The 25341-nt window shown below is 62.6% G+C and carries 23 protein-coding genes, 1 tRNA gene and 1 pseudogene; 12 read left to right on the top strand and 13 right to left on the bottom strand.

Annotation, left to right across the window (positions count from 1 at the left end):
- Nucleotides 1-70: 70 nt before the first annotated feature.
- Together EK416_RS07490 and EK416_RS07485 are read right to left on the bottom strand one after the other, a co-directional pair.
- Nucleotides 71-2221 (bottom strand): transglycosylase domain-containing protein, encoded by a 2151-nt coding sequence (locus EK416_RS07490; RefSeq protein ID WP_127076888.1) that lies wholly within the window; start codon nucleotides 2219-2221, stop codon nucleotides 71-73.
- A gap of 282 nt (nucleotides 2222-2503) precedes the next feature.
- Nucleotides 2504-3877, bottom strand: a complete 1374-nt coding sequence (locus tag EK416_RS07485; protein ID WP_127076887.1) for a UDP-glucose dehydrogenase family protein — start codon at nucleotides 3875-3877, stop codon at nucleotides 2504-2506.
- Nucleotides 3878-4152: 275 nt separating this feature from the next.
- Between EK416_RS07485 and EK416_RS07480 the strand changes: the two genes are divergently transcribed.
- Nucleotides 4153-4812: a glutathione S-transferase family protein gene (locus EK416_RS07480; protein WP_127076886.1), complete on the top strand. Its 660-nt coding sequence runs from the start codon at nucleotides 4153-4155 to the stop codon at nucleotides 4810-4812.
- Between the two features lie 44 nt (nucleotides 4813-4856).
- Here EK416_RS07480 and serB read toward each other — a convergent pair whose 3' ends face one another.
- Nucleotides 4857-5765, bottom strand: coding sequence for a phosphoserine phosphatase SerB (gene serB, locus EK416_RS07475; protein WP_127076885.1), 909 nt, complete (start codon nucleotides 5763-5765; stop codon nucleotides 4857-4859).
- 128 nt (nucleotides 5766-5893) lie between these two features.
- Between serB and miaA the strand changes: the two genes are divergently transcribed.
- From miaA to EK416_RS07450, 5 genes are all read left to right on the top strand, one after another.
- Complete coding sequence (miaA, locus tag EK416_RS07470) at nucleotides 5894-6844, top strand: tRNA (adenosine(37)-N6)-dimethylallyltransferase MiaA (RefSeq protein ID WP_127076884.1); 951 nt, start codon at nucleotides 5894-5896, stop codon at nucleotides 6842-6844.
- A 179-nt stretch (nucleotides 6845-7023) separates the two neighbouring features.
- Nucleotides 7024-8787, top strand: a complete 1764-nt coding sequence (locus EK416_RS07465) for an acetolactate synthase 3 large subunit (RefSeq protein WP_164729911.1) — start codon at nucleotides 7024-7026, stop codon at nucleotides 8785-8787.
- Nucleotides 8788-8858: 71 nt separating this feature from the next.
- On the top strand, nucleotides 8859-9407 hold the full coding sequence (ilvN, locus tag EK416_RS07460; protein WP_127076883.1) for an acetolactate synthase small subunit: 549 nt from the start codon (nucleotides 8859-8861) through the stop codon (nucleotides 9405-9407).
- A 164-nt stretch (nucleotides 9408-9571) separates the two neighbouring features.
- Nucleotides 9572-10630, top strand: a complete 1059-nt coding sequence (gene ilvC / locus EK416_RS07455) for a ketol-acid reductoisomerase (RefSeq protein ID WP_127076882.1) — start codon at nucleotides 9572-9574, stop codon at nucleotides 10628-10630.
- A 464-nt stretch (nucleotides 10631-11094) separates the two neighbouring features.
- Entirely contained in the window at nucleotides 11095-11457 is a 363-nt protein-coding gene (locus EK416_RS07450) for a hypothetical protein (RefSeq protein ID WP_127076881.1), read from the top strand.
- Nucleotides 11458-11773: 316 nt separating this feature from the next.
- Here EK416_RS07450 and EK416_RS07445 read toward each other — a convergent pair whose 3' ends face one another.
- Both EK416_RS07445 and nagZ read right to left on the bottom strand, forming a co-directional pair.
- Nucleotides 11774-12733, bottom strand: a complete 960-nt coding sequence (locus EK416_RS07445) for a segregation and condensation protein A (protein WP_127076880.1) — start codon at nucleotides 12731-12733, stop codon at nucleotides 11774-11776.
- A 42-nt stretch (nucleotides 12734-12775) separates the two neighbouring features.
- On the bottom strand, nucleotides 12776-13789 hold the full coding sequence (gene nagZ, locus EK416_RS07440; RefSeq protein ID WP_127076879.1) for a beta-N-acetylhexosaminidase: 1014 nt from the start codon (nucleotides 13787-13789) through the stop codon (nucleotides 12776-12778).
- 604 nt (nucleotides 13790-14393) lie between these two features.
- Here nagZ and acuI point away from each other — a divergent pair.
- Entirely contained in the window at nucleotides 14394-15383 is a 990-nt protein-coding gene (gene acuI, locus EK416_RS07435) for an acrylyl-CoA reductase (NADPH) (RefSeq protein WP_127076878.1), read from the top strand.
- A 15-nt stretch (nucleotides 15384-15398) separates the two neighbouring features.
- Here acuI and EK416_RS07430 read toward each other — a convergent pair whose 3' ends face one another.
- Together EK416_RS07430 and EK416_RS07425 are read right to left on the bottom strand one after the other, a co-directional pair.
- Nucleotides 15399-15908 carry a GNAT family N-acetyltransferase gene (locus EK416_RS07430; RefSeq protein ID WP_127076877.1) on the bottom strand — a complete coding sequence of 170 codons (510 nt, stop codon included), beginning with the start codon at nucleotides 15906-15908 and terminating at the stop codon, nucleotides 15399-15401.
- Nucleotides 15905-17011: a polysaccharide deacetylase family protein gene (locus EK416_RS07425; protein WP_164729910.1), complete on the bottom strand. Its 1107-nt coding sequence runs from the start codon at nucleotides 17009-17011 to the stop codon at nucleotides 15905-15907. The genes EK416_RS07430 and EK416_RS07425 overlap by 4 nt, the downstream gene beginning before the upstream one ends.
- A gap of 53 nt (nucleotides 17012-17064) precedes the next feature.
- On the opposite strand from EK416_RS07425, the gene EK416_RS17705 reads away from it, so the two are divergent.
- A complete protein-coding gene (locus tag EK416_RS17705) occupies nucleotides 17065-17238 on the top strand; it encodes a hypothetical protein (protein ID WP_164729909.1) in 174 nt (57 codons plus the stop codon).
- 127 nt (nucleotides 17239-17365) lie between these two features.
- Complete coding sequence (locus tag EK416_RS07420; RefSeq protein ID WP_127076875.1) at nucleotides 17366-17641, top strand: hypothetical protein; 276 nt, start codon at nucleotides 17366-17368, stop codon at nucleotides 17639-17641.
- Nucleotides 17642-17662: 21 nt separating this feature from the next.
- Here EK416_RS07420 and sciP read toward each other — a convergent pair whose 3' ends face one another.
- The 4 genes from sciP to EK416_RS07400 form a co-directional block, all read right to left on the bottom strand.
- The gene (sciP, locus tag EK416_RS07415; protein ID WP_127076874.1) at nucleotides 17663-17938 is read right to left on the bottom strand and encodes a CtrA inhibitor SciP; all 276 of its coding nucleotides are present in this window, start codon (nucleotides 17936-17938) and stop codon (nucleotides 17663-17665) included.
- Between the two features lie 180 nt (nucleotides 17939-18118).
- A complete protein-coding gene (aceB, locus tag EK416_RS07410; protein ID WP_127076873.1) occupies nucleotides 18119-19729 on the bottom strand; it encodes a malate synthase A in 1611 nt (536 codons plus the stop codon).
- 282 nt (nucleotides 19730-20011) lie between these two features.
- Nucleotides 20012-20938: an RNA polymerase sigma factor RpoH gene (rpoH, locus tag EK416_RS07405; RefSeq protein WP_127076872.1), complete on the bottom strand. Its 927-nt coding sequence runs from the start codon at nucleotides 20936-20938 to the stop codon at nucleotides 20012-20014.
- A 103-nt stretch (nucleotides 20939-21041) separates the two neighbouring features.
- Nucleotides 21042-22121 (bottom strand): RluA family pseudouridine synthase, encoded by a 1080-nt coding sequence (locus EK416_RS07400; protein WP_127076871.1) that lies wholly within the window; start codon nucleotides 22119-22121, stop codon nucleotides 21042-21044.
- 108 nt (nucleotides 22122-22229) lie between these two features.
- On the opposite strand from EK416_RS07400, the gene EK416_RS07395 reads away from it, so the two are divergent.
- A complete protein-coding gene (locus EK416_RS07395; RefSeq protein ID WP_127076870.1) occupies nucleotides 22230-22550 on the top strand; it encodes a hypothetical protein in 321 nt (106 codons plus the stop codon).
- A 305-nt stretch (nucleotides 22551-22855) separates the two neighbouring features.
- A tRNA-Glu gene (locus EK416_RS07390) sits at nucleotides 22856-22930 on the top strand.
- Nucleotides 22931-23098: 168 nt separating this feature from the next.
- Here EK416_RS07390 and EK416_RS18210 read toward each other — a convergent pair.
- Nucleotides 23099-23449: pseudogene (locus EK416_RS18210) on the bottom strand (tyrosine-type recombinase/integrase); the annotation flags it as partial.
- 725 nt (nucleotides 23450-24174) lie between these two features.
- On the bottom strand, nucleotides 24175-24354 hold the full coding sequence (locus EK416_RS18205) for a helix-turn-helix transcriptional regulator (protein WP_127076869.1): 180 nt from the start codon (nucleotides 24352-24354) through the stop codon (nucleotides 24175-24177).
- Between the two features lie 284 nt (nucleotides 24355-24638).
- Here EK416_RS18205 and EK416_RS07375 point away from each other — a divergent pair, with 284 nt between their 5' ends.
- A complete protein-coding gene (locus EK416_RS07375; RefSeq protein WP_127076868.1) occupies nucleotides 24639-25271 on the top strand; it encodes a ParA family protein in 633 nt (210 codons plus the stop codon).
- The last annotated feature ends 70 nt before the right edge of the window (nucleotides 25272-25341 follow it).

Here is a 25341-nt window from a genome sequence, read left to right as displayed (position 1 = left end):
CAATGACGAGCTTAGGGCGTCAGGTGGCTAAATCAACCCGGAGACGGACATTCATTCGCCAAGGCGCCCATCAGAGCGGTGCCCGGCGCGGTCGTCCCGGAGCCAGCGCCGACGGCGCGGCCGGTACTGCCTCGGCGTCGGAAACCTCGCGGCGGCGGAAAGGATTTCGAGCCGGCACGTTTGAAAGCCCGATGGCGTCGGCCGTATGCTGGATGAACTCGGGCGGCAGGGCCGTCCCCGGCAGCGCCTTCGCCATCAGCCCTTCGTGCGCCTTCAACATGATCTGCTTCCAGATTTCGGCGGGAAGCGAGCCACCCGTGACGCCGCGCATGGGGCTTGCGTTGTCGTTGCCCATCCACACGCCGCCGACCCACTGCGCGGTATAGCCGATGAACCACGCATCCTTGTATTTCTGCGACGTTCCGGTCTTGCCCGCGGCCGGGTAGAAATCGAGCGAGGCCGCCATGGCAGTGCCCCCCGCGACAACGGAATTCATCATGTCGTTCATGGCGGAGATGGCGCGCGGAGATACGATGCGCGGCGGCGGCGCCTTGGACCGCTCGAACAGCACGCGGCCCTGATCGTCGCGGATGCGCTCCACGATCTCCGGCACGACGGAGAAGCCGCCATTGGCAAACACCGCAAAGCCCGAGGTCATTTCGAGCAGCGTCGTTTCAGAGGTGCCGAGCGCCATCGTGAGCCCGACATTCTTCGCCGACATCACGCCGAGGCGGTTTGCGACCTCCACCACGCGGTCGGTGCCGACAGCCTTCGCGAGACGCACGGCCGCCATGTTGCTCGAATGTGTGAGCGCCTGACGCAGCGTGATTTCGCCGCGGTAAATATCGCCGAAATTCGAGGGCTTCCATCCATCGACCTCGATGGGGCGGTCCTCGATCTTCATGTCCGGCATCCATCCCGATTCGACGGCGGCGAGATAGATGAACGGCTTGAACGCCGACCCGGGCTGCCGCATGGCGCGCACGGCGCGGTTGAACTGGCTTTCCGCGTGATTGCGCCCGCCGATCATCGCCCTGATCGCACCGTCCGGTGTCATCAACAGCACGGCAGCTTCGGTGGCGCGCGCGGTGCGGCCCTTGTTACGGATGATATCTTCGACCGCAGTCCGCGCCGCGAGTTGAAGGCCCGCGTCGATGGTCGTCTCTACCACGAGATTGCGGTCCGTTTCGCCCGTCAGCATGGGGGCAACTTCCGCCACCCAGTCCGCCACAAAGCCGAAGCCCGGTTTCGACGGCGGCACCTTCAGTTCAGCTGGGTGCGCCAGCGCTTCGGCATACTGGTTGATGTCGATCTGGTCCGTCTCCGCGAGAATGCGCAGGATCTCCTTCGATCGGTCGCGCGCGCGGTCCATGTTCGACGTCGGCGAATAATAGGACGGCGCCTTGATCAGCCCCGCGAGCAGCGCGGCTTCGGCAAGCGTCACGTCTTTCGGCTCCTTGCCGAAATAGGAGTGCGCCGCCGCGCCGATACCGAAATTGCCGCCGCCGAAATAAACGCGGTTCAGATAAAATTCGAGGATCTGCTGCTTCGAGAAGCGGCTTTCAAGCCAGATCGCGAGGATGAATTCCTCGGCCTTTCGCGTCCATGTGCGCTTCGGCTGGAGGAAAAGGTTCTTCACGAGCTGCTGCGTGATGGTGGACCCGCCCTGCACCACTTCGCCGGAATTCCAGTTTCTGCTCGCGGCGCGCGCCAGGCCGATGGGATCGAGCCCGAAATGGTAGAAGAAGCGCCGGTCTTCCGTCGCGAGCACCGCCTTGACGATGTTCGGAGGGATCTCGGCATAAGGCACGTAATTGCGCCGCATGCCGCGCTCGGCGATGAACTCGCCCCCCCGCGCCAGAATGGTGAGGTTCGGCGGCAAGCGCAGCACCATGGCCTGACGCGGATCGGGCAGCACAGTGGCGTAATAGGTGACGACGGCCAGAAGTGTTATCGCGCCCCAGCCGACGGCGACGATCAACCAGGGGATGAGTTGAAGCAGCGGGCGGTGCGCGCTGCGGCGCGGTTCCGCCAGCGGCGACTTGACGACGAGCCAGAGGAAGAATGCGCGGATGGTTTTCCAGATCGCGGCGAATGTGGCGCGGAGGCCCCTCGCAAGCGCGCGTCGGATGAAGCCCGCTGCCGCGCGCACATGCCGACCGGCCGCCGTCCCGAAAGAGGCCGCACGCTCTTCGCCTTGGCCCACACGCCACTCGGCCACGCAACACCCTCACAAACGCCCAACTCACGCACGCCCGAAGAACCGGGCGCACCACCCGCGCTGCCCACGCGGATAGTTTTATGAAAGTTAAGCGAGTGTGATTAAGAGCGCGTTAAGGGGCAAATAGGTGCACACGCGCGTCGAGCGGGACACGAGATCGCGACACCTCCCCTCGGGGGAAGATTGCCGAGCGTGATGGATTGGCGCGAAGGGCAGCCGCGCCGAACAGGATTATGCTGCAAGGGGGGCTGCCGCCGCGCCGACGAAACGGCTGCGCCCGGCTTACGCCGTCGCCGTGTCGTCCGTTCCCTCGGTGAGGATGCCGTCGTTGCCGAAGGTCGATACGCCGTTCGCGCGCGGCTTGTCGGGACGGCCGACGCTCGTATAAGCAAAGCCCGCGTCGCGCGCGAGGTCGGCACGGTAGATGTTGCGAAGGTCCACCAGCACGTCGCCGCGCATCTTCTCCCTGAGCGCGGGAAGGTTGACGGCGCGGAACTCGTTCCATTCGGTGAGCACCACGGCAGCGTCCGCCCCTTCGGCCGCTTCGAGTACGCTTTCGCACCAGACGAGGCCCGGCAACAGCGGCTCGGCCTGATGACGGCCCTGCGGGTCGTAGACGCGCACCGTCGCGCCGCGCTCCTGAAGCATCGGCACGATCACGAGGCTCGGCGCGTCGCGCATGTCGTCGGTGTTCTGCTTGAAGGTGACGCCCAGCACCGCCACCGTCTTGCCCGCGGCATCGCCGCCAAGCGCGCGGATCACGCGGTGCGCCATGGCGATCTTGCGCTCGTTGTTCACTTTCTCGACCTGCTCGACGAGCGTCAGCGGCGAGCGAGCCTCGCGCGCGGTGCGAGCGAGTGCGGAAACGTCCTTCGGGAAGCACGAGCCGCCGTAGCCCGGCCCCGGATGCAGAAACTTGTCGCCGATGCGGCGGTCGGAGCCGATGGCGCTCGCCACCTGCTGCACATTCGCGCCAACCTCTTCGCACAGATCGGAAATCTCGTTGATGAAGCTGATCTTCATGGCAAGGAAGGCGTTCGCCGCATATTTCGCCAGCTCCGCGCTCTCGCGGCTGACGAACATCACGGGCGCGCTGCGCAGGCGGAGCGGCTCGTAAAGGCGTTCCAGAACCTCACGCGCGCGGTTGTCGTCCACGCCGACGAGCACGCGGTCGGGATGCATGAAGTCCTGAATGGCCGAGCCTTCGCGGAGGAACTCGGGGTTCGAGCAAACCGCAAAATCGGCGTCCGGGCGGAGGCGGCGAACGCGGCGCTCGATCTCCCGGCTCGTGCCAACGGGCACCGTCGATTTGGTGGTGATGACCGTGAAGCCCGTCAGATGGGGGGCGATTTCCTCGACCGCCTGATAGACGTAGGAGAGGTCTGCGTAGCCGTCGCCGCGCCGCATCGGGGTTCCGACCGCAAGGAAGATGAGATCGGCCGCGCGCGCCACTTCGGCCAACTCGGAGGTGAAACGCAGCCGCCCGGAGCGCACGTTCTTATCCACGAGCACGTCGAGCCCCGGCTCGTAGATCGGAATTTCGCCGCCGTTCAGCTTGTCGAGCTTGGAGGCGTCCTTTTCGACGCAGGTCACGTCCCAGCCGAATTCTGAAAAACAGGCGGCGGAGACAAGGCCGACATATCCGGCACCGATCATGCAAATGTTCACGGCGAGGCTCTCTCTATGTGCGGTTCGCACACTGTTTGCGGCTTCGCACCCATGAGGTGCGGCAATAACGCTATAAATCGCAAAGCGCGATTACTGCACCTTTTAAACGCTCGCCGCTGGCGACGCAATTGCGCCGCAACCCTCGCGTTCGCGGGTCCGCCCACACTCTGCTCAAGCTTATACGATGATGCCTTGGGACGCTTCGCCACTTGCCTCGATCCCGCGCTTCGGGATTTATATTCAAAAGCGCGGAGGACCGGCAGGTGCATAACGAAATCGTTCTCGTGATCGGAAACAAGGCGTGGTCGTCCTGGAGCCTTCGTCCGTGGCTTGCGGCAAAGGTGGCTGGCATTCCGTTCCGCGAGGAGCACGTTCAGCTTCGGCAGCCCGACAGCGCGGCGCAGATCGCGCGGCATTCGCCCTCGGCGCGCGTGCCCGTGCTGAAGCGCGGCCCGCTCACGGTGTGGGACAGCCTCGCCATCTGCGAATACCTGGCTGAAATTTCAACGCATGTGAAGCTCTGGCCGGACGATGCGGCGGCCCGTGCCGTCGCCCGCTCGGTCGCGGCCGAGATGCATTCGAGCTTCCACGCGTTGAGAAAAGAGCTGTCGATGGACTTTCACGCGCGCGTCGATGGCGTCGAGCCCTCGGATGCGGCGAAGGCCGATATCGCACGCATCGTTGCTGTGTGGCGGGATGCGCGCAAGGCTTACGGCGCGGGCGGCCCGTTCCTTTTCGGCGCGTTCTCGATCGCGGATGCGATGTATGCGCCGGTTGCGACACGTTTTCGCACTTACGGCGTCGACCTCGCCGCGTTCGGCGACGACGGCACGGCGGCAGCCTATGCGCATGAGGTGCTGGACCTGCCCGCGATGCACGACTGGGGCCAGGGCGCAGCGCGCGAGGGGATCGCAGCGCGGTAGCTATGCAGAAGGGCAGGCGGCGCCTTTCGGCGCTGCCGACTGCTTCACGTGATCGAGGTCACGAAATCCGCGCGCTTGTAGCCCTGGAAAAACAGCAGTGTCGTCAGTTCGGTGTAGCGCACCTGGGTGTCCGCTTCCGCCGCCACGACGGGCTTCGCGCGAAAGGCAACGCCGAGGCCCGCCGCTTTCAGCATGGAAAGGTCGTTCGCGCCGTCGCCGACCGCGATGGCGTCCTCCGGCGAAAGGCCATTCGCGGCGGCCTCTTCGTTCAGTGCCGCGAGCTTCGCCTCGCGTCCGAGGATCGGCTCGGCCACGCCTGCGAGCTTGCCGTCTTCCCAGATGAACTGGTTGGCGCGGTTCTTCGCGAAACCGGCCATGCCGCCGACGGCGCGCGTGAAATAGGTAAAGCCGCCCGATACCAGCACCGTATGCGCGCGATGCGCGTTCATGGTCTCGACCAGCGCCTGCGCGCCGCGATTGAGCGTGATGCGCTCGGCGAGTACGCGCGAAAGCTCGGTCTTCGGTAAGCCGATCAGGAGCGCGATGCGTTCGTGCAGCGCGTCGGCGAAATCGAGTTCGCCGCGCATGGCGCGTTCGGTGATCGCTGCGACCTGCGGCTTTATGCCGGCAAAATCGGCGATTTCGTCAAGGCATTCCTGCGCGATGATGGTCGAGTCCATGTCCGCGATGAGCATGCGCTTCCTGCGGCCCTGTGCAGCTTGCACGCAGAAGTCCACCGGCGCATCGCCGACCGCAGCCGCGACCGCCTGTTTCAGGTCGGCTTCGGCAACCTTTTCGTCCGGCCCGAGCGGCAGGATCAGGTCCAGCGCCTCGCCTTCGGACAGCCAGCCGAATTCGAGATCGCCATTCAGGTCGCGTTGCAGTTGCGCGGAGAGATCGAGGAGAAGATCCTTCGATTCGGGCGCGGCAGTGAGTGTGATGGCGATGTCCATGGGGAGACTGACTTGATCCGGTTTTTATGTGCAAGTGCGAAAAGAATGCGCTCTTCATATCGCAGGGGGAACCCGTGCCGCAAGGGCAGGTTTGCCGCTCGTGGCTGCTGCATCTTCAAGGCTCCGCGATGACGGACGACAAACCGAAAGCAGTCTTGATCATCGGCGCGACGGCGAGCGGCAAGTCGGCGCTGGCGCTCGACGTGGCGCAGCGGTTCGGCGGCGTGGTGATCAACGCCGATTCGATGCAGGTCTACGCGGAACTTCGCATCGTCACGAACCGGCCGGCGCCTGCGGAAGAGGCGCGGGCGCCGCACCGGCTTTACGGGTTTCGCCCCGCGCGCGAACCCTATTCGACCGCGCTGTGGCTCGCGGATGTCGCGCGCGAGCTTGCGGAGGCCAGGGCACGGGGGCTTCTGCCGGTGATCGTCGGCGGCACGGGGCTTTATTTCAAGGCGCTGACCGAGGGTCTGTCCGCCATTCCCGAGATCGCGGCCGACATCCGCGCACATTACAGGCTGCGCGCCGAGACGGAACCGGCGGAGGCGCTTCACGCCGACCTTCTGCGCCGCGACGCCGCCACTGCCGCAACCATCCGCCCGAGCGATCCGCAGCGCATCGCGCGCGCTCTCGAAGTGCTGGAAGCGACCGGCCGCCCGCTCTCCTGGTGGCACGCTCGGAAGGAACCGCCGCTGCTATCGGCGGCGGACGTGCTCCCGGTCGTGGTCGAGAGGGACCGCGCCGCGCTCTACCGTCGCTGCGACGAAAGGTTCGACCGCATGATCGCGGCAGGCGCTATCGAGGAAGCGCGGACTGTCGATGCGCTATGCCTTGATGCGTCGCTTCCCGCGATGCGCGCGGTTGGCCTGCCGCCTCTGATCGCCTTCGCGCGCGGTGAGATTTCACTCGACGAAGCGTCCAATCGCGCGAAGACGGCGACACGCAATTACGCGAAACGTCAGCTCACCTGGATCAGGAATAATTTTATTTCGCAAGGTGTGCATTTTGCGCAAGAAATGCAAGGAACAAAAGGTGAAATCAATCTATTTATCCGAAATCGCTTGACCGCATCTTGCTAAAGGATTAGCGCAATCGCAACAGAAGCGTGGTTGCCGTCACATTAACATGAGCATGGACAGCAGAAGCGCCCGAGAGCCTTGGCTCTCGCGGTGGTTTTTTGTCCTGTCGCTTCCATGTACGGCTTCCAGCATCCGAAGGTGGGGCGGTCGAAAAGGCCGCGTTTGACTGGAGTTTTTCTATGGCACGCGCGATGACGGGCGCAGAAATTGTTCTGCAGGCCCTCGCCGATCAGGGCGTCGAACATATTTTCGGCTATCCGGGCGGCGCCGTACTTCCGATTTACGACGAGATTTTCAAGCAGAGCGGCATCAAGCACTTCCTCGTGCGGCATGAGCAGGGTGCGACCCACGCGGCCGAAGGTTATGCGCGCTCCTCCGGCAAGGTTGGCGTCGTGCTCGTCACATCGGGCCCCGGCGCGACAAACGCCGTCACCGGGCTCGCCGACGCGCTGATGGATTCCATCCCGCTCGTCTGCATCACGGGGCAGGTCGGCACCGGCCTCATCGGCTCCGACGCCTTCCAGGAATGCGACACGGTCGGCATCACGCGCCCCTGCACGAAGCATAATTATCTCGTCAAGGACGTGAACGACCTCGCGCGCATCCTGCACGAGGCGTTCTATGTCGCGCAGAATGGCCGCCCCGGTCCGGTCGTCATCGATATCCCGAAGGACGTCCAGTTCGCGAAGGGCACCTATATCGGCCCGAACAAGGTCGTTCACAAAACCTACCGCCCGCAGGTGAAGGGCAGCCCGCAGGCGATCCGCGACGCGGTTGACCTCATCGCGGGCGCGAAGAAGCCGATCTTCTATACGGGCGGCGGTGTCATCAACTCCGGTCCGGCGGCCTCGAAGCTCCTGCGCGAGTTCGTCGACCTGACGGGCTTCCCGATCACGTCCACGCTGATGGGGCTTGGCGCCTATCCGGCCTCGTCGAAGCAGTGGCTCGGCATGCTCGGCATGCACGGCACCTACGAAGCCAACATGGCGATGCACGATTGCGACGTGATGATCTGCGTCGGCGCGCGCTTCGACGACCGCATCACCGGGCGGCTGAACGCCTTTTCGCCGAACTCGAAGAAGATCCACATCGACATCGACCCGTCGTCGATCTCGAAGAACGTTCGCGCCGACATCCCGATCGTCGGCGATTGCGGCTACGTGCTCGAAGAATTGCTTCGCGTCTGGCGCTCGCGCGCTCCACAGATCGACAAGAAGGCGATCAAGGCTTGGTGGACATCGATCGAGGGTTGGCGCTCGCGCGACTGCCTCAAGTACAAGAAGCGCGATGACGTGATCATGCCGCAATACGCGGTGGAGCGGCTTTACGAACTCACGAAGAACCGCGACACCTACATCACGACCGAGGTCGGCCAGCATCAGATGTGGGCGGCGCAGTTCTACCGCTTCGACGAACCCAACCACTGGATGACAAGCGGCGGTCTCGGCACGATGGGCTACGGCCTGCCGGCGGCTGTCGGCGTGCAGGTGGCGCACCCGGAAAGCCTCGTCATCGACATCGCGGGCGAGTCTTCGGTGATGATGACGATGCAGGAGATGTCGACGGCGGCGCAGTATGGCTTGCCGATCAAGATCTTCATCCTGAATAACGAATATATGGGCATGGTGCGCCAGTGGCAGGAACTGCTGCACGGCGGGCGTTATTCCCATTCCTACGCCGAGGCGCTGCCCGACTTCGTGAAACTGGCCGAGGCTTATCATTGCGTCGGCATCCGTGCCGAGAAACCCGACGAACTCGACGACGCGATCATCGAGATGATCAATTCGCCGAAGCCTGTGCTGTTCGACTGCCGTGTGTCGAAGCTCGCCAATTGCTTCCCGATGATTCCGTCGGGTGAGGCGCACAACAACATGCTGTTCGGCGACGAACTCGCCAGCGAAGACATCGAACTCGCCTTCTCGAAGGGCAAGGCGCTCGTCTAAAGCGGTCCGTCGGGCGTCCGGCTTCCCGCCGCGAAGCCCGCCGACGCGGCCCAAAGTTGAGGTGGGATAGAATGAACAAGATGGAATGGGGTCCGGCGATGCCCTTGGACAATCCGCAGGAACGCGTTGAGCGGCATACGATTTCGGTGCTCGTCGACAACGAGCCGGGCGTTCTCGCGCGTGTCATCGGCCTGTTCGCCGGGCGCGGCTACAACATCGACAGCCTGACTGTGACGGAGGTGAGCCGCGAGGCCGGCGCGTCGCGCATCACCATCGTCACCACAGGGTCCGTCGAGATCATCGACCAGATCAAGAGCCAGCTCGGTCGCCTCGTGCCGGTGCATGGTGTGACCGACCTCACCGTTAAGGGCGATCCCATCGAGCGCGAGCTTGCGCTCGTCAAGGTTGCTGGCAAGGGCGACAAGCGCGTCGAAAGCCTACGCCTCGCCGAAGCCTTCCGCGCGAAGGTGGTGGATGCGACGGTCGATCATTTCGTCTTCGAGATCACCGGCAAGGTATCGAAGATCGACACGTTCATCGGCCTCATGAAGCCGCTGGGCCTCGTCGAGATCGCGCGAACCGGCGTCGCCGCCATCTCGCGCGGCCCCGAAGGAATGTAGCAGCCCGTGAAGGCAGGCCGCCTTCGCGCAAACTCTCGGCGCAGCGGAGGATCTTGCCCGCAAAAATCGAGGGAAGTTCGATTGACCTTTGGGCGGCGGCTTTCTAAGCCAGTGCCCAACTCAGAGCGTACCGCGTCCTTCGGCATCACGATCACGCCCGCGCCCTGAAAATTCAAAAAGAGACGCTGAAAAAGGGAAAGACCATGCGCGTTTACTATGATCGCGACGCCGACATCAATCTTATCAAGGGCAAGAAAGTCGCCATCGTCGGCTACGGCAGCCAGGGCCACGCTCACGCGCTCAACCTGCGCGACTCCGGTGTTCCCGATGTCGTCGTGGCGCTTCGCAAGGGCTCGGCTTCGGCGAAGAAGGCCGAGGGCGAAGGCCTGCGCGTGCTGGAAGTCGCGGACGCGGCCAAGTGGGCCGACGTCGTGATGATCCTGACGCCGGACGAGCTTCAGGCCGATATCTATCGCGATCACCTGCATGCCAACCTGAAGGAAGGCGCGCTGCTCCTGTTCGCGCACGGCCTCAACGTGCACTTCAACCTGATCGTGCCGCGCGCCGACCTCGACGTGGGCATGGTCGCGCCGAAGGGCCCCGGCCACACCGTTCGCGGCGAATATGCGCGCGGCGCGGGCGTGCCGTGTCTTATCGCGGTCGCGCAGAATTCGAGCGGCAACGCGCACGAACTCTGCCTCTCCTATGCGAGCGCCATCGGTGGCGGCCGCGCGGGCATCATCGAGACCTCCTTCAAGGAAGAGTGCGAGACCGACCTGTTCGGCGAGCAGGCCGTGCTTTGCGGCGGCGTGGTCGAGCTGATGCGCTCGGGCTATGAGACGCTGGTCGAAGCGGGCTATGCGCCGGAAATGGCGTATTTCGAATGCGTCCACGAGATGAAGCTGATCGTCGACCTCATCTATGAAGGCGGCATCGCGAACATGAACTATTCGATCTCGAACACGGCGGAATACGGCGAATATGTCTCCGGCCCGCGCGTCGTCACGCCTGCGTCGAAGGCGGCCATGAAGGACGTGCTCTCCGACATCCAGAGCGGTAAATTCGTGCGCGACTGGATGCTTGAGAACAAGGTGAGCCAGACGAGCTTCAAGGCGCAGCGCGCGAAGTGCGACAGCCACCCGATCGAGGAGACCGGCAAGAAGCTCCGCTCCATGATGCCGTGGATCGCCGAGCGCGCGCTCGTGAACAAGGCGAAGAACTAGACGACACCCTTGACGCGTTTGCGTGCTTCAAAAGACGCGCAAGCTCATCAGCGGCAAAATCGAGGCCGGTTCCCTTCGGGGGCCGGCCTTTTTTGTTTCGGTGCCTGAATGTGGGCACCGGTTTGGACGCGCACCCCGAACCGCAGCATGGCAAGCCGTTCATCCGCCGTGCTCCATATATAAAAGGCGCAATTGCGTCCGAGCTTGCGCTTCTCACATGTTTTCCACGGTAAATATGTCCATAAGTGCGGCCAAATGAAACTTTGACATATATTTCAACAGTAAAGCATTGGCGGTAACTCTTTATTGACCAACCGTCGCCTTGCTTCGCGCCCCCGTTATGTTACCCGATCAAGCTGGCGGAAGCTGAGCGCCGCAGCCTTTTTCAGTCGGAAAGCGGGGGCATTGCCGATGATCGCTTGCTTCTCCGCAGTGATAGCTTTGCTCGCAAGATGGAGTGAGACATGCGATTTCTAGCAGTTCTATTGGCCGTGGCGGTAACTGCCACGATGACACTTCCGGCGTCCGCGCAACACGGGCGCAAGTCCAGCCAGTATGAAAGGGAGAGGGAAGCACGAGCCGCCTGCCGCGAACCGGTTCGCGCCGCCGGCGATGCCTATTATGTCATCCGCTCGGCGCGCCGTTCGGCCATCAAGCGTTGGCAGGAGCAGGTCATCAACGCGCATGGCGAGCGCTTCATCACCTGGGAAAATGCAAAGGTCGTTGAGTATCATTGCGACCCGGCGCGTGTCGGCGGTGGCCAGCAGATCTGGAATCTCAAGCGCTGCGTGATCGTCGCCCGCCCCTGCCGGAACGACGGATTCTGAGCGGAAGATTTTGCAACAAAACGTGACTTGCTCGCAGGGGCAAGAAACGGAAAAATCCACGGCAAGCATCCCCCCAAGATGCTTTCCCCACGAGCCTGAAGCTGGACCCTGTTCGTCTCGACGAACGGGGTCTTTTATTGACCTTATCGCAAGATCGGACGCCGCGAACCGCGCCCCCGGCTCGCGCTCGCCGAATTCGGTCGTGGGGATGTCCACCCGGTCCGACTCAGCGCATCGACGCCCGATTCTACGTGGGCTGAGTCTGCAGCCGATCGTGTGTGTCCGGTGCGGGCGTAAGCTGAGAACAAGCGCGGGATCAGGCCGCGTTTTCGGCGGGACCGACGTCGGCGATGCCTGCTTCTTCAGTGGCGCCGCCCCGGGGCTCGTCGCCCGTCACGTCGACGCCAAGCACATCCATGCCGTTCGGTTTGTCGGTCAGCCACTTCAGGTAAAGCGGCCCGAAGGCCCGATCCTGCCGCAGTTCGAGATAGCCCTCGCGCGCAAGCTCCAGCGTAGCGCCGAAGCTCGACGCCGTGACGGTCTTGCCGAGCGTCGGCGACGGCTTGTATTCTTCAAGGAAGGTGTCGAGTTCCGCCCAGTCCGGCAATTTGCCGAGGAGCTTCGACAGCCGGTCGCGCGCCATCTTGATCGACCACACCACGCGCCCGCCCCATTTCACCTCCGTGACGGCGGTGCGCTGGCGCTGCTCGGCGTACGCCTTCAGCAGGTCGAAGATGCTGGCCTGATAGACGCTCGACCGCACGATGCGGATTCCTTCCGGCATGCCGCGCGAGAAAAGGTCGACGCCGAGGCGCTTGCGGCCCATCAGGCTCGCCAAGGCTTCGCGCATTGCTTCGAGGCGCTTCAGGCGGAAGGCGAGTTGCGCCGCGAGTTCCTTGCCGGATGGCCCGTCCTGCGGCTGTTCCTGTTCCGGCAGAAGAAGCTTCGATTTCAGGTAGGCGAGCCAAGCCGCCATCACCAGATAGTCGGCGGCGATTTCAAGCCGAAGCGCGCGCGCCGCCTCGATATAGGCGAGGTACTGGTTCGCAAGGTCGAGGATCGATAGCTTCGCGAGATCGACCTTCTGCGTGCGCGCGAGTTGCAGGAGCAGGTCGAGCGGGCCTTCGAAGCCGTCGAGTTCGAGAAGGAGGATGTCAGCCTCGTCTTCCGGCTCGATACGCTCCGGCGCGTCCCAGCTATCGACGGCGTCGGCGCCGCGTTCCGGCTTCGCCGCCCGCGCTTCGTTGCTTCCGCCGTTATCCGTCTCGTCGCTCACGCGAATCTCCGCTTGACACCTCGCTCGATCACTTTGAGCGATTCACGCGAAGGCTGCCAGCGATTTGGCGCGGGCTTCCTCAGCTGCAGCAAGGTCGTAGCTCAGTGGTGCCTTCACGCGGGCGAGAGCGACCTCGAAACGCCGCCGCGCATCGCCTTCGAGCACGGGCGACTCGGCAGCCACGGCGCGCATCTCATCGAGATCGCCGGTGCAGTGAAGCGCGAGGTCGCAACCCGCCGCGAGTGCCGCGCGCGCATTTTCGCCCGGCGTGCCCTTCAGCGCCTTCATGGTGAGGTCGTCGCTCATCAGAAGGCCGTCGAAACCGATATAACCCCGGATCACGTCGCGGATCGCCTTCTCGGAGACGGTGACGGGCGCAGCGGGGTCGACGGCGGTGAAAACGACATGCGCCGTCATCGCCATGGGAAGGTCGTTCAGCGCGCGGAAGGGCGCGAAATCGTGCGCTTCAAGCTCGGCAAGCGGCGTGTGGACGACCGGCAGCGCGAGATGGCTGTCCGCCATGGCGCGGCCATGCCCTGGGATGTGCTTCATGATCGGCAGGATGCCCTGCGCGAGAAGCCCGTCGGCCACCGCGCGGCCGAGCGCGATCACGGTTTCGACATCCTCCCCATAGGCACGGTCCCCGATGATGTTGTCCGCGCCGGGGACGGGCACATCGAGCACGGGCGCTGCGGTCGTATTGAAGCCGAGGCTTGCGAGATCCGCCGCCATGGCCTGCGCACAAAGGTTCGCCGCTTGGGCGCTTTGGTCCGCGTCATCGATAGCGCAGAAGGCACGCGCGGGCGGATATTTCGGCCAGTGCGGCTCGCGAAGGCGCTGCACGCGCCCGCCCTCCTGATCCACCATGACGATCATGCGCCCGTCGCCGCCGACCGCCTCCTGCGCCTCGGCGATGAGCGCAGCGACCTGATCGGGACTGTCGACGTTCCGTCCGAAAAGAATGACGCCGGCGGGCCGCGTCTCGCTGAGGAAAGCCCGCTCCTCGGGCTTCAGCGCATGGCCTGCCAGACCGCAGATGAATGCACGCCGTGTCAAGAATGCCTCCGGGGTCGCATATTCGTTTGCGACGAGACTATAGGCTCGTTTCGGAGGGGGGACAACGCGCGGTTGCGCGGTCATTTGCGAGGGTTAACGGGATCGCGGCTGGCAGGGAAGATGCGCATCACGTCTCCGGGATGCCGACCGAAGGGGCCCGCATCAGACGACGCACCGGCACCGGTCAGAGTACACCGAGCACGAATGCCGCGAGAAACGCGAAGACCCCAAGCGTTGCGATTCGAACGAGCTCAACAGACAAGGACATCTGCATGCCTCCTTCGTGATGTTTGACCCTTCGGAAAAGGATCGGTCCTCTTAGGCGGAAGTGCAAATGTTTTCCATTGTGCGGTGCACCTAACGTGCTGCGATATAAGGCAAATCATTGCTCTAAGCTATTGCCGAGCGCGACGCCGTCCCAATTGGAACCCGCATGCAACCGAACTGTTTTGCGGTTTGCCTCCGCTTTAGCAGCGCTTTGCTTTTTTTGGGGGTGCGCCTAAAGGCTGTGGCGCGCCATGTCGCGGGAAGGGGCAAACATTCCTATAATCGCGAAAGCCGCCCGTAAGCGGGCATTCCCGTTCCCATAGCGACGAGTTCGGCCATGACGGAAAAGTTCGAAGCGCTCCTTCTCACGAAAACCGACAGCGGCCAGACCGTCGCGTGGACCGAGCTTTCGGAAGCGGACCTCATGCCGGGCGATGTCACGGTGCGCGTCACGCATTCGACCGTGAATTACAAGGACGGTCTCGCCATCACGGGCAAGGCTCCGGTGGTCCGGCGCTGGCCCATGGTACCGGGCATCGACTTCGCAGGGATCGTGGAAAGCTCGTCGCATCCTGAATTCAAGACCGGCGATGAGGTGGTGCTGAACGGCTGGGGCACGGGCGAAACCCATCTCGGCGGCTATGCGCAGTTCTCCCGAGTGAAGGGCGATTGGCTGGTGCCGCTGCCCGCCGGGCTTTCGCGCGCGGAGGCGATGGCCATCGGCACGGCGGGTTATACCGCGATGCTGAGCGTGCTGGCCCTCGAAGCGCATGGCGTGACGCCCGACAAGGGGCCGGTCCTTGTCACGGGCGCTTCCGGCGGCGTCGGCAGTGTCGCGGTGGCGCTGCTGTCGAAGCTCGGCTTCACGGTGATCGCCTCGACCGGACGCCCGGAAGAGGAAGGCTACCTGAAGTCGCTCGGTGCGTCTGAGATCGTCGCGCGGCAGGAGCTTTCGGCGCCGGGCAAGCCGCTCGGGCGCGAGCGATGGGCGGGCGCGGTCGATTCCGTCGGCAGCCATACGCTCGCGAATGTTCTCGCGCAGACGAAATACGGCGGCACGGTCGCCGCCTGCGGGCTCGCGCAAGGCCTGGACCTGCCCGCAAGCGTCGCGCCATTCATCCTGCGTGGCGTGACGCTGGCGGGCATCGATTCCGTGCTGGCGCCGAAGGCGAAGCGGCTCGAAGCCTGGGCGCGGCTTGCGCAAGATCTCGACCGCGCGAAACTCGCGGACCTCACCACGACGCATCCCTGGAAGGATGCCGTCACGCTTGCCGAGGACATCCTTGCGGGAAAGATCCGCGGTCGCGTCGTGCTTGAGGTGGCCTAGGCGCGGCGGCCGGCTTCAGAACAGCCGCTTGCGCATGAATATCTCGTCCGATGCGTCGATCGCGAGCTTGTCGAGCACGCCGACGCTCTCGAAACCGAAGCGGCGATAGAGTGCTTCCGCGCGCGTGTTGAACGTGGAGACGCAGAGCCAGAGCTGACGGGCGCCGCCCTTTCGCGCCTCGTCCTCCATCCATTGCAGCAGGCGGCACCCAAGTCCGCGCCCCTGAAACTCCGGCAGCACGCAGAAAAGCTGGAGATACGGCCCGTGCAGGAACGGATGCTGGATCGCGACGATACCCGCGAGACGCCCGTCCTGCAGAACCTCGAAACGCTGAAGGGCGGGAACCTCCCGTTGCAGCGACGCGGCGATGCTGGGCGCGCTCCAGTTTACGACCGACCAGGGCGGTATCGCCGCCATCGCGGCGCCGAGCGCCTTTGCGTGGCTAGGCTTGAGCGGCCTCAAGATGAGCGCGTCGCCGAGATCGTGGCTCACGTTATCGAAAGGGCTGTTCGTTGATGTCGTCATGGCCTGTCCGCCGTGATCGGGGCGGCCGGGTGCGTGGTTGCCGGAGCGGTGCTCTTGACATCCGCGCCCCAGCCGGTCGGCGCGGGGGCGTGCTTACTGCCGGCAACCGGGGGCGGTGCCGCGTTATGCGCGCGGTCAAGCGGGAAGAGCTTGTCGTATTTCACATTGTCCCCCGGCTTCAGCTCGTAGCAGCTATCCTTGATTACAGGCTCGCCCTTCGCAATCAGTTCGCTCACCGTAGCAAAGCCGAAGCCGCGCTTTCGCAGCTCCTCGATCATGCGCGGCAGCGCTTCGGCTGTGTGGTGGCCGCGCCCGTTCGCGTGCATCACGATGATCGAGCCGGGTTTCGCGGCGGCGGCGCTCTTCGCGATCGCTTCGGCGCTCTGGGTGGGCGCCGGGTCTCCGGTCGGGATATCCCACTGGATGGCGAGCAGCCCGGCGTCGTTTACCGCGTCGAGCGCCTCGGTGTTGCATGTGCCGAAAGGAAAGCGAAAGACGAGCGGGCGGCTGGCGTCGACCGGGCCTGGGCCGGGCCTGTAGCAGCTTCGCCCCGAAAGCTTTCGGCGAAGGTGGTCATCCGCGTGGAGATTCAGCGCAAGGTCGCGCCGCATCTCGTCCGGCGGCAGGAGGCGGAAATTCCGGTGCGTCCAGCTATGTGCGCCCACTTCGAACAGCGGATCGGCCATGAGCTGCTGGGCGCGCTCGCTGTGATCCATGAGCCACTTTCCGCTCGCAAAAAATGTCGCCTTCACGCCGGACTTCCGCAGCGTGTCGATGATAGGCGCGTCATAGCCCGACACCTCCCACGCGTTTTCGCAGAGGTCGAAAGTGAGGGCTACCAACTTTTCACCGGGCGGAAGTTTCACGCTGCGAATGGACCCGCGCAGGGCCGGCGCCACGGGCGCAAGCTGGGCAACTTCGTTGCGCGGTTCGATCGCGGGATCGTAAGTCTCTCGGTGGATAGCCTTTTCTCCCGGCTTGCCAGCCAGTTCGACGGCCGACCAGCATGCCCCGCCTGTCTCGTGACCCTGCGCCAGGGCATCGAAGGAGCAAGCAACGGCGGCGGATATACATAAGGTGGCAAAGTGGGCAAGGCGGCTCATGCTCATTGTTCTCTCTGGCTTGAACAGCTTCTACTGCCCGGAACAAATTTGTATTGCACTCCGGCGAAGTTGCTCGCAAACTCCGTAATGCGCCTATTCGATTTGGCGCGTTCTTCAAGGGTGATACGACGATGGCAAAGAAACCTGAAGCGAAGCCGAAGGAAGCCCCGAAGCCAAAAGGCAAAGCCGAAGAGAAGGCCCCGCCAAAAAAAGCCGGAAAAAAATAGAATTTTGCACGAGGAAAAGGAGGAAGAGAACTCTTCCCCTTTTTCGGCTTCCTCCTGTAAGCATAGCGCGTGTCACCGTCGTCACACCTGACTAGAGGAACCCATGCGGCTTGCTTGCAGGATATTCATGATCGCGCCTTTCGCGCTGTTGCCGGCGTCCGCTTTCGGCATATCCGTGATCAATCGCGAAGCTACCGATCAGACCTTGATCGTCATTGAAGGCGACAAACAGGCGGAGCAGGTCATCAAGGCGGGGGAGCAGCTCACGCTTTGCGAAAAAAGCTGCGTGATCCGTTTGGCCGATGGCGAGGATTACGAGTTCGACGGACCCGAGACCGTATCACTTGAAGACGGGTTGCTGTTCCTCGACAACGCCGGTGAGCAGGGCAAGGCGGCGCAATAGGAAGCCGCCGCCTTTTGCGCCTCAGTTCCGATAGTCCTGAACCTTCGTCGCCCGAAGGCCCGGCAAGCCGTGCCGGTCTATGAGACGTTGCCAGCTCAGAAACTCGTCGATCGTCAGCTTGTAGCGCTTGCAGGCGTCGTCGAGGCTCAAAAGGCCGCCGCGAACAGCCGCGACCACCTCAGCCTTGCGGCGGATAACCCAGCGTTTCGTATTCGGAGGTGGAAGATCCGCTATGGTGAGCGGACTCCCGTCGGGGCCGAGCACATAGCGAAGGCGAGGGCGGAACAAGTCGGTCATAGTACTCTCACACGCGATCAAAGACCTGAGGTGAACTTTATTGCGACCTATTTAAAACGTGCTTAACCGGGTTGGTATAAAAAACCTTCCTGTCTGCTACCTTTGGTAGCCATTTTTATGGAAGCAATCCAAGATTGCGTTTTTAAAACCCGTTTTACTGCTTTGGTAAGACATCCCGTTTCATTCGATCAGCTTATAGGCAGGAAGCGTCAGAAACGCGTTGAGCTCTCCGCTCATGACAAGGTCGCGGAACAAGACGATCGCTTCCTGAAAGCGTCCGTTGTCAAAATCGGCGCCAAGCTTTTCATGGAGCCTGAGCATCTCGTCGGAGATGATCTCCTCGATCAGCTCGGGCGTAACCTTGCGTCCATCTTCCAGCTTCGCGCCATGATGCAGCCACTGCCAGTTTTGCGTACGGGAAATCTCTGCCGTCGCCGCGTCTTCCATCAAATTATACAAAGGCACAGCGCCATTCCCGCGCAGCCATGCCTCGATATACTGTATGCCGACGCGCGTATTGACGCGAAGCCCTTCCTCCGTGCGCGTGCCGTCGTGCGGCTGGAGAAGGTCCGCCTGCCCGATTGCGACATCTTCGCGCAACCTGGAAAGCTGGTTCTTTTGCGGCATGTGCTCGTCGAAAACGGCAAGCGCGACCGGCACGAGATCGGGATGCGCCACCCACGTGCCGTCATGGCCATAGGTCACCTCGCGCAGCTTGTCCTCGCGAACGGCGGCAAGAGCCTTCTCGTTCACGTCCGGGTCCCGGCGGTTCGGGATGAACGCCGACATGCCGCCCATGGCGAACGCCCCGCGCCGGTGACACGTCTGAATCAGAAGTTCCGCGTAGGCTTTGAGAAACGCCCTGCTCATCACCACCTGCCCGCGGTCGGGCAGGATACGGTCTGCCTTCGTGCGGAGCGTCTTGATATATGAAAATATGTAGTCCCAGCGCCCGCAATTGAGGCCGACGATATGGTCACGAAGCTCGTAGAGAATTTCATGCATTTCGAAGACGGCCGGTAACGTCTCGATCAGAACCGTTGCCTTGATCGTGCCGGCGCGAAGCTGCAGGTGTTCTTCGGCGAACAGGAAGACTTCGTTCCAGAGTCGCGCTTCGAGGTGGCTTTCCATCTTCGGGAGATAGAAGTAAGGGCCGCTGCCTTTCGCCAGTGCCGCGTTCGCGTTGTGAAAGAAATAGAGGCCGAAATCGAACAGCGCACCCGCCACCGGCTGCTTGTCGACCGTCACATGCCGTTCGACGAGATGCCACCCGCGCGGGCGCACTATCAGCACAGCCGGGTTCGGCCCCACCGCGTAGGATTTGCCCGTATCTTCCTCGGTGAAATCGATCTCGCCGCGCCAGTAATCGGCAAGGTTGATCTGGCCTTCGACGACGTTCGCCCAAGTGGGCGACAGCGAGTCCTCGCAATCGGCCATGAACGCTTTCGCGCCCGAATTCAGCGCGTTGACGATCATCTTGCGCGTCGTTGGCCCGGTGATCTCCACGCGACGGTCGGTGAGGTCGTCCGGGATGGCCGCGATGGTCCAGTCCACCTCGCGGATCTTTTTCGTCTCCGGCAGGAAATCGGGAAGCGCGCCGCTGTCCCACGCCGCCTGTCTGGCGACTCTCGCCTGCATGAGTTCGTGCCGCCGGGGTTCAAAGCGGCGGTGAAGCTCTGCGATGAATTCGAGGGCAGGCGCGGTCAGCACCCGGTCGTAGCCCCGTTCGATCGGGCCAGCGATCTTCATGCCTTCGGGCAAAGCGAGGTGCAGGATCGGCGCAGCAGGCATGGTCGTTCTCCCATTCGAGGCCAAGCCTCGTTTCGATCCATTCAAATGCAGTCGACCAGGCGCGTCCATACCCACTGAGTAGTACAACCGGGTGAAATCTTCGGTCTATGCGGGATGTCCAATTTGAGCGGGGCCGCCAATAAATGAAAAGGTTATCCGGTGCAGCCTTCCACCCGCGAAGCGAGGCGCACCGAACGAATGCGACCGGCCGAGAAGAAGCGCACCGAGACACAAAAAAAGCCAGCGCGAGGGCTGGCTTTTCGACATCTTGAGCCGTAGCGATTAATTCGCCGCCGAAGCCTGGAACGCCGGCATGCCGCCACCGGAAACCGGACTGCGTGGCGCTTCCGCCTTGAGAGCGGCCTTCTGAACCGCCTTCTGCACCTTCTCGAAAGCGCGCACCTCGATCTGTCGGATTCGCTCACGGCTGACGTTGAACTCGGCCGAAAGCTCTTCGAGCGTGAGCGGATCGTCAGCAAGGCGGCGCGCCGTGAAAATGCGGCGTTCGCGCTCGTTCAGGCCTTCCATCGCCGCTTTGAGATATTCACGGCGACGGCTCATCTCCTCGCTTTCGGCGAGTTGCGTCTCCTGATCCGGGCCTTCATCGACGAGCCAGTCCTGCCACTCACCGCTTTCCGAGTCGGCACGAAGCGGAGCATTCAGCGACGCGTCGCCGCCAAGGCGACGGTTCATCGACACCACGTCCTCTTCCGGTACGCCGAGGTTGGTCGCGATGGTCTTGACCTGATCGGGGCGCAGATCGCCTTCCTCCAGCGCCTGCAACTGGCTCTTCGCCTTGCGCAGGTTGAAGAAAAGCTTCTTCTGGCTCGCCGTGGTGCCCATCTTCACGAGGCTCCAGGAGCGCAGAATATATTCTTGAATGGCGGCGCGTATCCACCACATAGCATAGGTGGCAAGGCGGAAGCCCTTGTCGGGATCGAAGCGTTTGACGGCCTGCATGAGGCCCACATTCCCTTCGGAAATGACCTCACCGATCGGCAGGCCATAGCCGCGGTAGCCCATGGCGATACGAGCCACAAGGCGAAGGTGCGACGTCACAAGCTTCTGCGCTGCCTTTGCATCTTCATGCTCTTGCCAACGTTTGGCGAGCATGTATTCTTGCTGAGGCTCAAGCATCGGAAAACGCCGGATCTCTTCGAGATACCGGGCGAGACCACCGCTTGCGGCGACTGACGGCAATGAACTCATGCTTCAAACCCTCCGCATCGGATGAACCGCTGCCGTTGGAGAACTCGTTCGCGTTTCCGGAACGATTGATCTCACCTTACGCTCACCGCTTTCCGACTTCATCTTAATTCTTGGACAGTTTTGCATCGAACCTTTCAAGAGCATTACACAATTGCGCGATGTCTTCGGGCAGCGGGCTCTCGAAAGATAGAACCTTCCGCGACAAAGGATGTTCGAACCTTAAGCCAGCAGCATGGAGCGCCTGTCTTTCGGCACACGCAAACTGTCTTGCCGCTTCCCCCGGAAGGGCGAGTGCTTTTGTTCTAAACCCAGACCCGTAAACGGAATCCCCTACCAACGGGACGCCGATATGTGCGAGATGAACCCGCACCTGATGAGTGCGACCGGTTTCAAGCTTGCAGCTAAGGACACTCAAGGCAGCCGGATTGTTCCCTTTTCCGGTTGCTGCGGCGCTTTGGCTTTCCCGTTTTCCAATCCGGAAGACGCGCTCGGTCGCATAAACCGTGGCGGCCTCGCGTCCACCGTTGCGGACGACCGTCATCTTGACGCGCGATCCCGGATGACGAGCGATCTGCGCCTCGATTCGCCCGGATCTCGGCTGCGGCTCGCCCCACACCAGCGCCAGATATTCGCGGCGGAGCGCGCCCGTCCTGCCGTGATCGGCGAACTGCGCCGCAAGGCTGCGATGAGCCCTGTCGGTTTTGGCGACGACCATCAGCCCGCTCGTGTTCTTGTCGAGCCGATGCACGATCCCGGGCCGCGTGACACCGCCAATGCCTGAAAGACTGTCGCCGCAATGCGCGATCAGCGCGTTGACGAGCGTGCCGTTGGGATTGCCCGCACCCGGATGCACAACGAGGCCCGCCGGCTTATCGATCACGATCAGGCTGGCGTCCTCGTAAACGACATCGAGGTCGATGGCCTCGCCCTCGACGGCGTAATCCTCAGCGGGCGGCGTCGTGACCTGGAACGTGTCGCCAGGACGGACCTTCGCACTTGGATCGGTCGAGGGCTCCGCCCCGTGCCCGGCAGCAAGGCGCAACACGTGTCCCGCGCGAATAAGATCTTGCAGGCGTGCCCGGCTTTGTGTCTCTATCCGGCTTGCGAGGAAACGATCGAGGCGCACGCCGGCATCGTCTTCGGAAGCTTCGTGCCGGGCGGGAGAAAAATCGTCGCTCGTCATCAAACCGTCTGCTGCCCCTCTTGAACGCCGTACCCGGACTGGATCCGCTACCCCATGACAAACGCTCAAAGCCCGGTCCCCGGCCCCTGGACACCCGAACGCGTCCGCATGCTCAAGATCGCCGTCACGATCATGACGACCTTGCTGATCGCCGGCATCATCGCGCTCGTTTACGGTGTGGCGCGGCAAGCAGCTAAACTCAGCTCCAGCCCGGCATCGGCCACCAAATCCATTGCCGCGAACCCGGCCTCGATCACGACCACGCCCTACGCCCAAACGCTCGCTTTCGGGCAGGGCGAACTCAAGAGCGTATCCGCCGATAACGGATCAATCATTCTGCACTACAAGGGGGAGGGAAGCGACACGATTGTCGTACTGGACCCGCTAAATGGGATTGAGCGCGGCAGGTTTCAAGTCCCTCGCCGATAAGATACAGCTCGCGGCCATTTACGCCCTGAGGTCGGGCTTTCAGCCGGCGCTATTCCTTCGTTCGTGAACATAACCGGTCGTTGCGTATCCGACCGAACCGATGCCTGGCCTAAGCTCGGACATTCGTTCGCGAGCTGGCATGCAAGCTTCGGAATTCCAAACAGCCATCAAGCCGGGCGACGAATTGTCAAAGTGCCAATCTCCAGCGGCGAGCCGACCGCTTCCAGCTGCACAAGTTTCGGTGTGCGTCTTCTGTTTTAGCGCTTGATCGCTGACGCGGCGCACTCTAATGTAAGCGCTCGCTCGCCCCGTTCGTCTAGCGGTCAGGACGCGGCCCTCTCACGGCTGAAACAGGAGTTCGATTCTCCTACGGGGCGCCAATACCTCTTCAAGTCATTGATTTCGTTACCCTTTCTTTCTGGTGAGACAGAGGGTGGGACAATGCTCTCCAGGCTGAGCTTGGCCGCGCCGCTTGCCGCGAGCTTCTTTTGCGCGGCCTTGCGGGTGTAAATGCGCGCCATATTGGCGTCGTCCCAGCCGAACATCGCCATCAACTCATGCTCGCTTGCGCCGGCTTCGGCCGCGCGTACCGCGCCAATCTTCCTCAGCCCATGCGGCGAGCATTGCGGCAGTCCTGCCTCTCTGCACCACTCACGAAAAATGTTGCCAAAGCCCGCTGCGCTGTGCGGCTTCCCGTAGGCCGTTTCAAGCCACGTCTCGGCCCCAAGCGCGCTCGCATCGAGGACGGCGCGCAGCGGCAGCAGGATCGGCAACGTCAGAACTTTTGCGCCGTTCTTCCGGCCCTTGAACTGAGAGAAGGTGACAAACAATCCATCCCTGCTCTCGTGCTTTTTGCCAATCCGCACGGCATCCGAGCGGCGCACGCCAAGATAAAGCATGATCGCCATTGCGAGCCGTGGCTTCGAGCCAACGGGCCAATGCGCCTCGAAGGCGTCCACATCGTCGTCGGTCCAGGTGTAAAAGCCGTCCGACCCGCTTTTCAGCTTTTCCACCTTTTCAGCCGGGTTGGTCGCGACGAGATCGTTCTTCAGCGCCCAGGCGAACAAGGCCGAAAGCTGCTTAAGGCGGAAATTCGCCGCCTCCGGGAGATCGGCCTTCATATCCCGAAGCTTGCGGACATGAACTCTCTTCATGGCGGCGAAGGGGGCGTCCCCGAGTTTCTGGCCGTTGCCGCCAATGATGGCGCAGATTTCGATGAGGGCTGTGCGCTTGCGTCGCTTGGTGTAGTCCTCGAGCGATTGGAAAGCGACCGATTTATAGTAGCGCTCGCACAGCCACTCGAAACTCTTCTCGGCCTTGGAGACGGGTCCTTGCTCCCCAAGAGCAGCCTTGTACGCCGCCAGAAACTCTTCCGAGCCGGGCAACCCGCGAAGCCGGATTTTCGGCTTTCCGGGGCGGCGAAAGTAAAAGCGCACGGTGCCGTGTCGATCGCGATCCCGCGTGATGTACCTGAATTTCACAAAGGCCATAATTATCTAACCTCGAAATACATCCCCTGTTTCCCGCTCCCGGCACCTTATACGAGCGCCTCATCCCACGGATTGCGTTCGATTTCCGGCGCAGGGTCCGACGTAATGCCTTCCGCCTCTTCCTTCATCCGGTCTCAATCGGTCGCGAGGGTCGCCGCGTCGAAGAGAACCACGTTTTTGCGGAGACGATATGGTCTGTGCACCTTGCCTTCATGCACCCATTGGCGCAGTTGGCTTTCGCTCACGCCGAGCCTCGCCGCTGCCTGGCTGGCTCGAAGCGCCAGTGGTGATGCAACATCGCCGATCCGAGACATGGGTGCCCCCGAGTGATGCGTCGTTAGTAGCTAGCATAGAATTTGCTATCAACCGCATTATAGCGTTCACTCTGAACGCGCAAAGCACTTTCTTGTCTAGCACCTAATTTTTCGGGTGACGACCTCGGCGGAGGGCGAGAAGCCACGGAAACCCCGATTCCAACTCGATCTTTCAACGTCAAGACCCGTCGTCGAGCAAGACCCGCGCTGGTCAAGAGGCATCAAATCTGCTAGCAGATGCAATAGTGCAATCTGCGGTGAACGCGGGTGATCCGGAAGGACCCATGACGACGATCACGATCGCATCGACAAAGGGAGGCGTCGGCAAAAGCATGCTCGTGTCCGCACTGTCGGTGCTTGCCACGCAGGAAACGCGCCGCGTCGGCATCGTCGATCTCGACGAGACGCTTGGCTCTTTGAGCCAGTGGTGGGCGCTGCGCGGCGAGCCGGCTGCTCCCTATCTCATGTCCCGCGAGGGCGCACTCGCCGACGACGTGCAGCGCTATGCGGCGATCTTCGACTGGATCTTCATCGACACCTCGCCCTACGACCTCGCTCTCATCGAAGAGGCGATCAAAATCGCCGATGCGGTGGTGATCCCGACGCGGACGAGTTTCTTCGACGCGATGGGAGCACGGCAGGTGTCCGATCTGTGCCGCGAGCATGGGAAGCCGTTCGGCTTCGTCATAGTCGGCTATCACAAGAGCGTCGATGATCTCGCACAGCAGACCGAGGCGGCGCTGTCGGCGTTCGGAACGGTTTTCAAGACGAAGATCATGTTCGACCGCTGCTTCATGGAAGCGCCGATCCACGGCAAGACCGGGCCCGAACTGAATGCGAAGGCGCAAGCCGAGATGGCCGCGCTGTGGCGCGAGGTGAAGGAGCTTGCGGCAGCAGCTCAGGGAGGTGCGCAATGAGTGGGGGTGAAAGCGGGCGCACCATGAGCGACGCGATGCGGATCGCGCTCGACAAGGGCTTCGGGACAGG

The organism is Rhodomicrobium lacus (genome assembly GCF_003992725.1).
Classification (GTDB): Bacteria; Pseudomonadota; Alphaproteobacteria; order Rhizobiales; family Rhodomicrobiaceae; genus Rhodomicrobium; species Rhodomicrobium lacus.
This window is presented reverse-complemented; position numbering and strand designations above follow the sequence as displayed.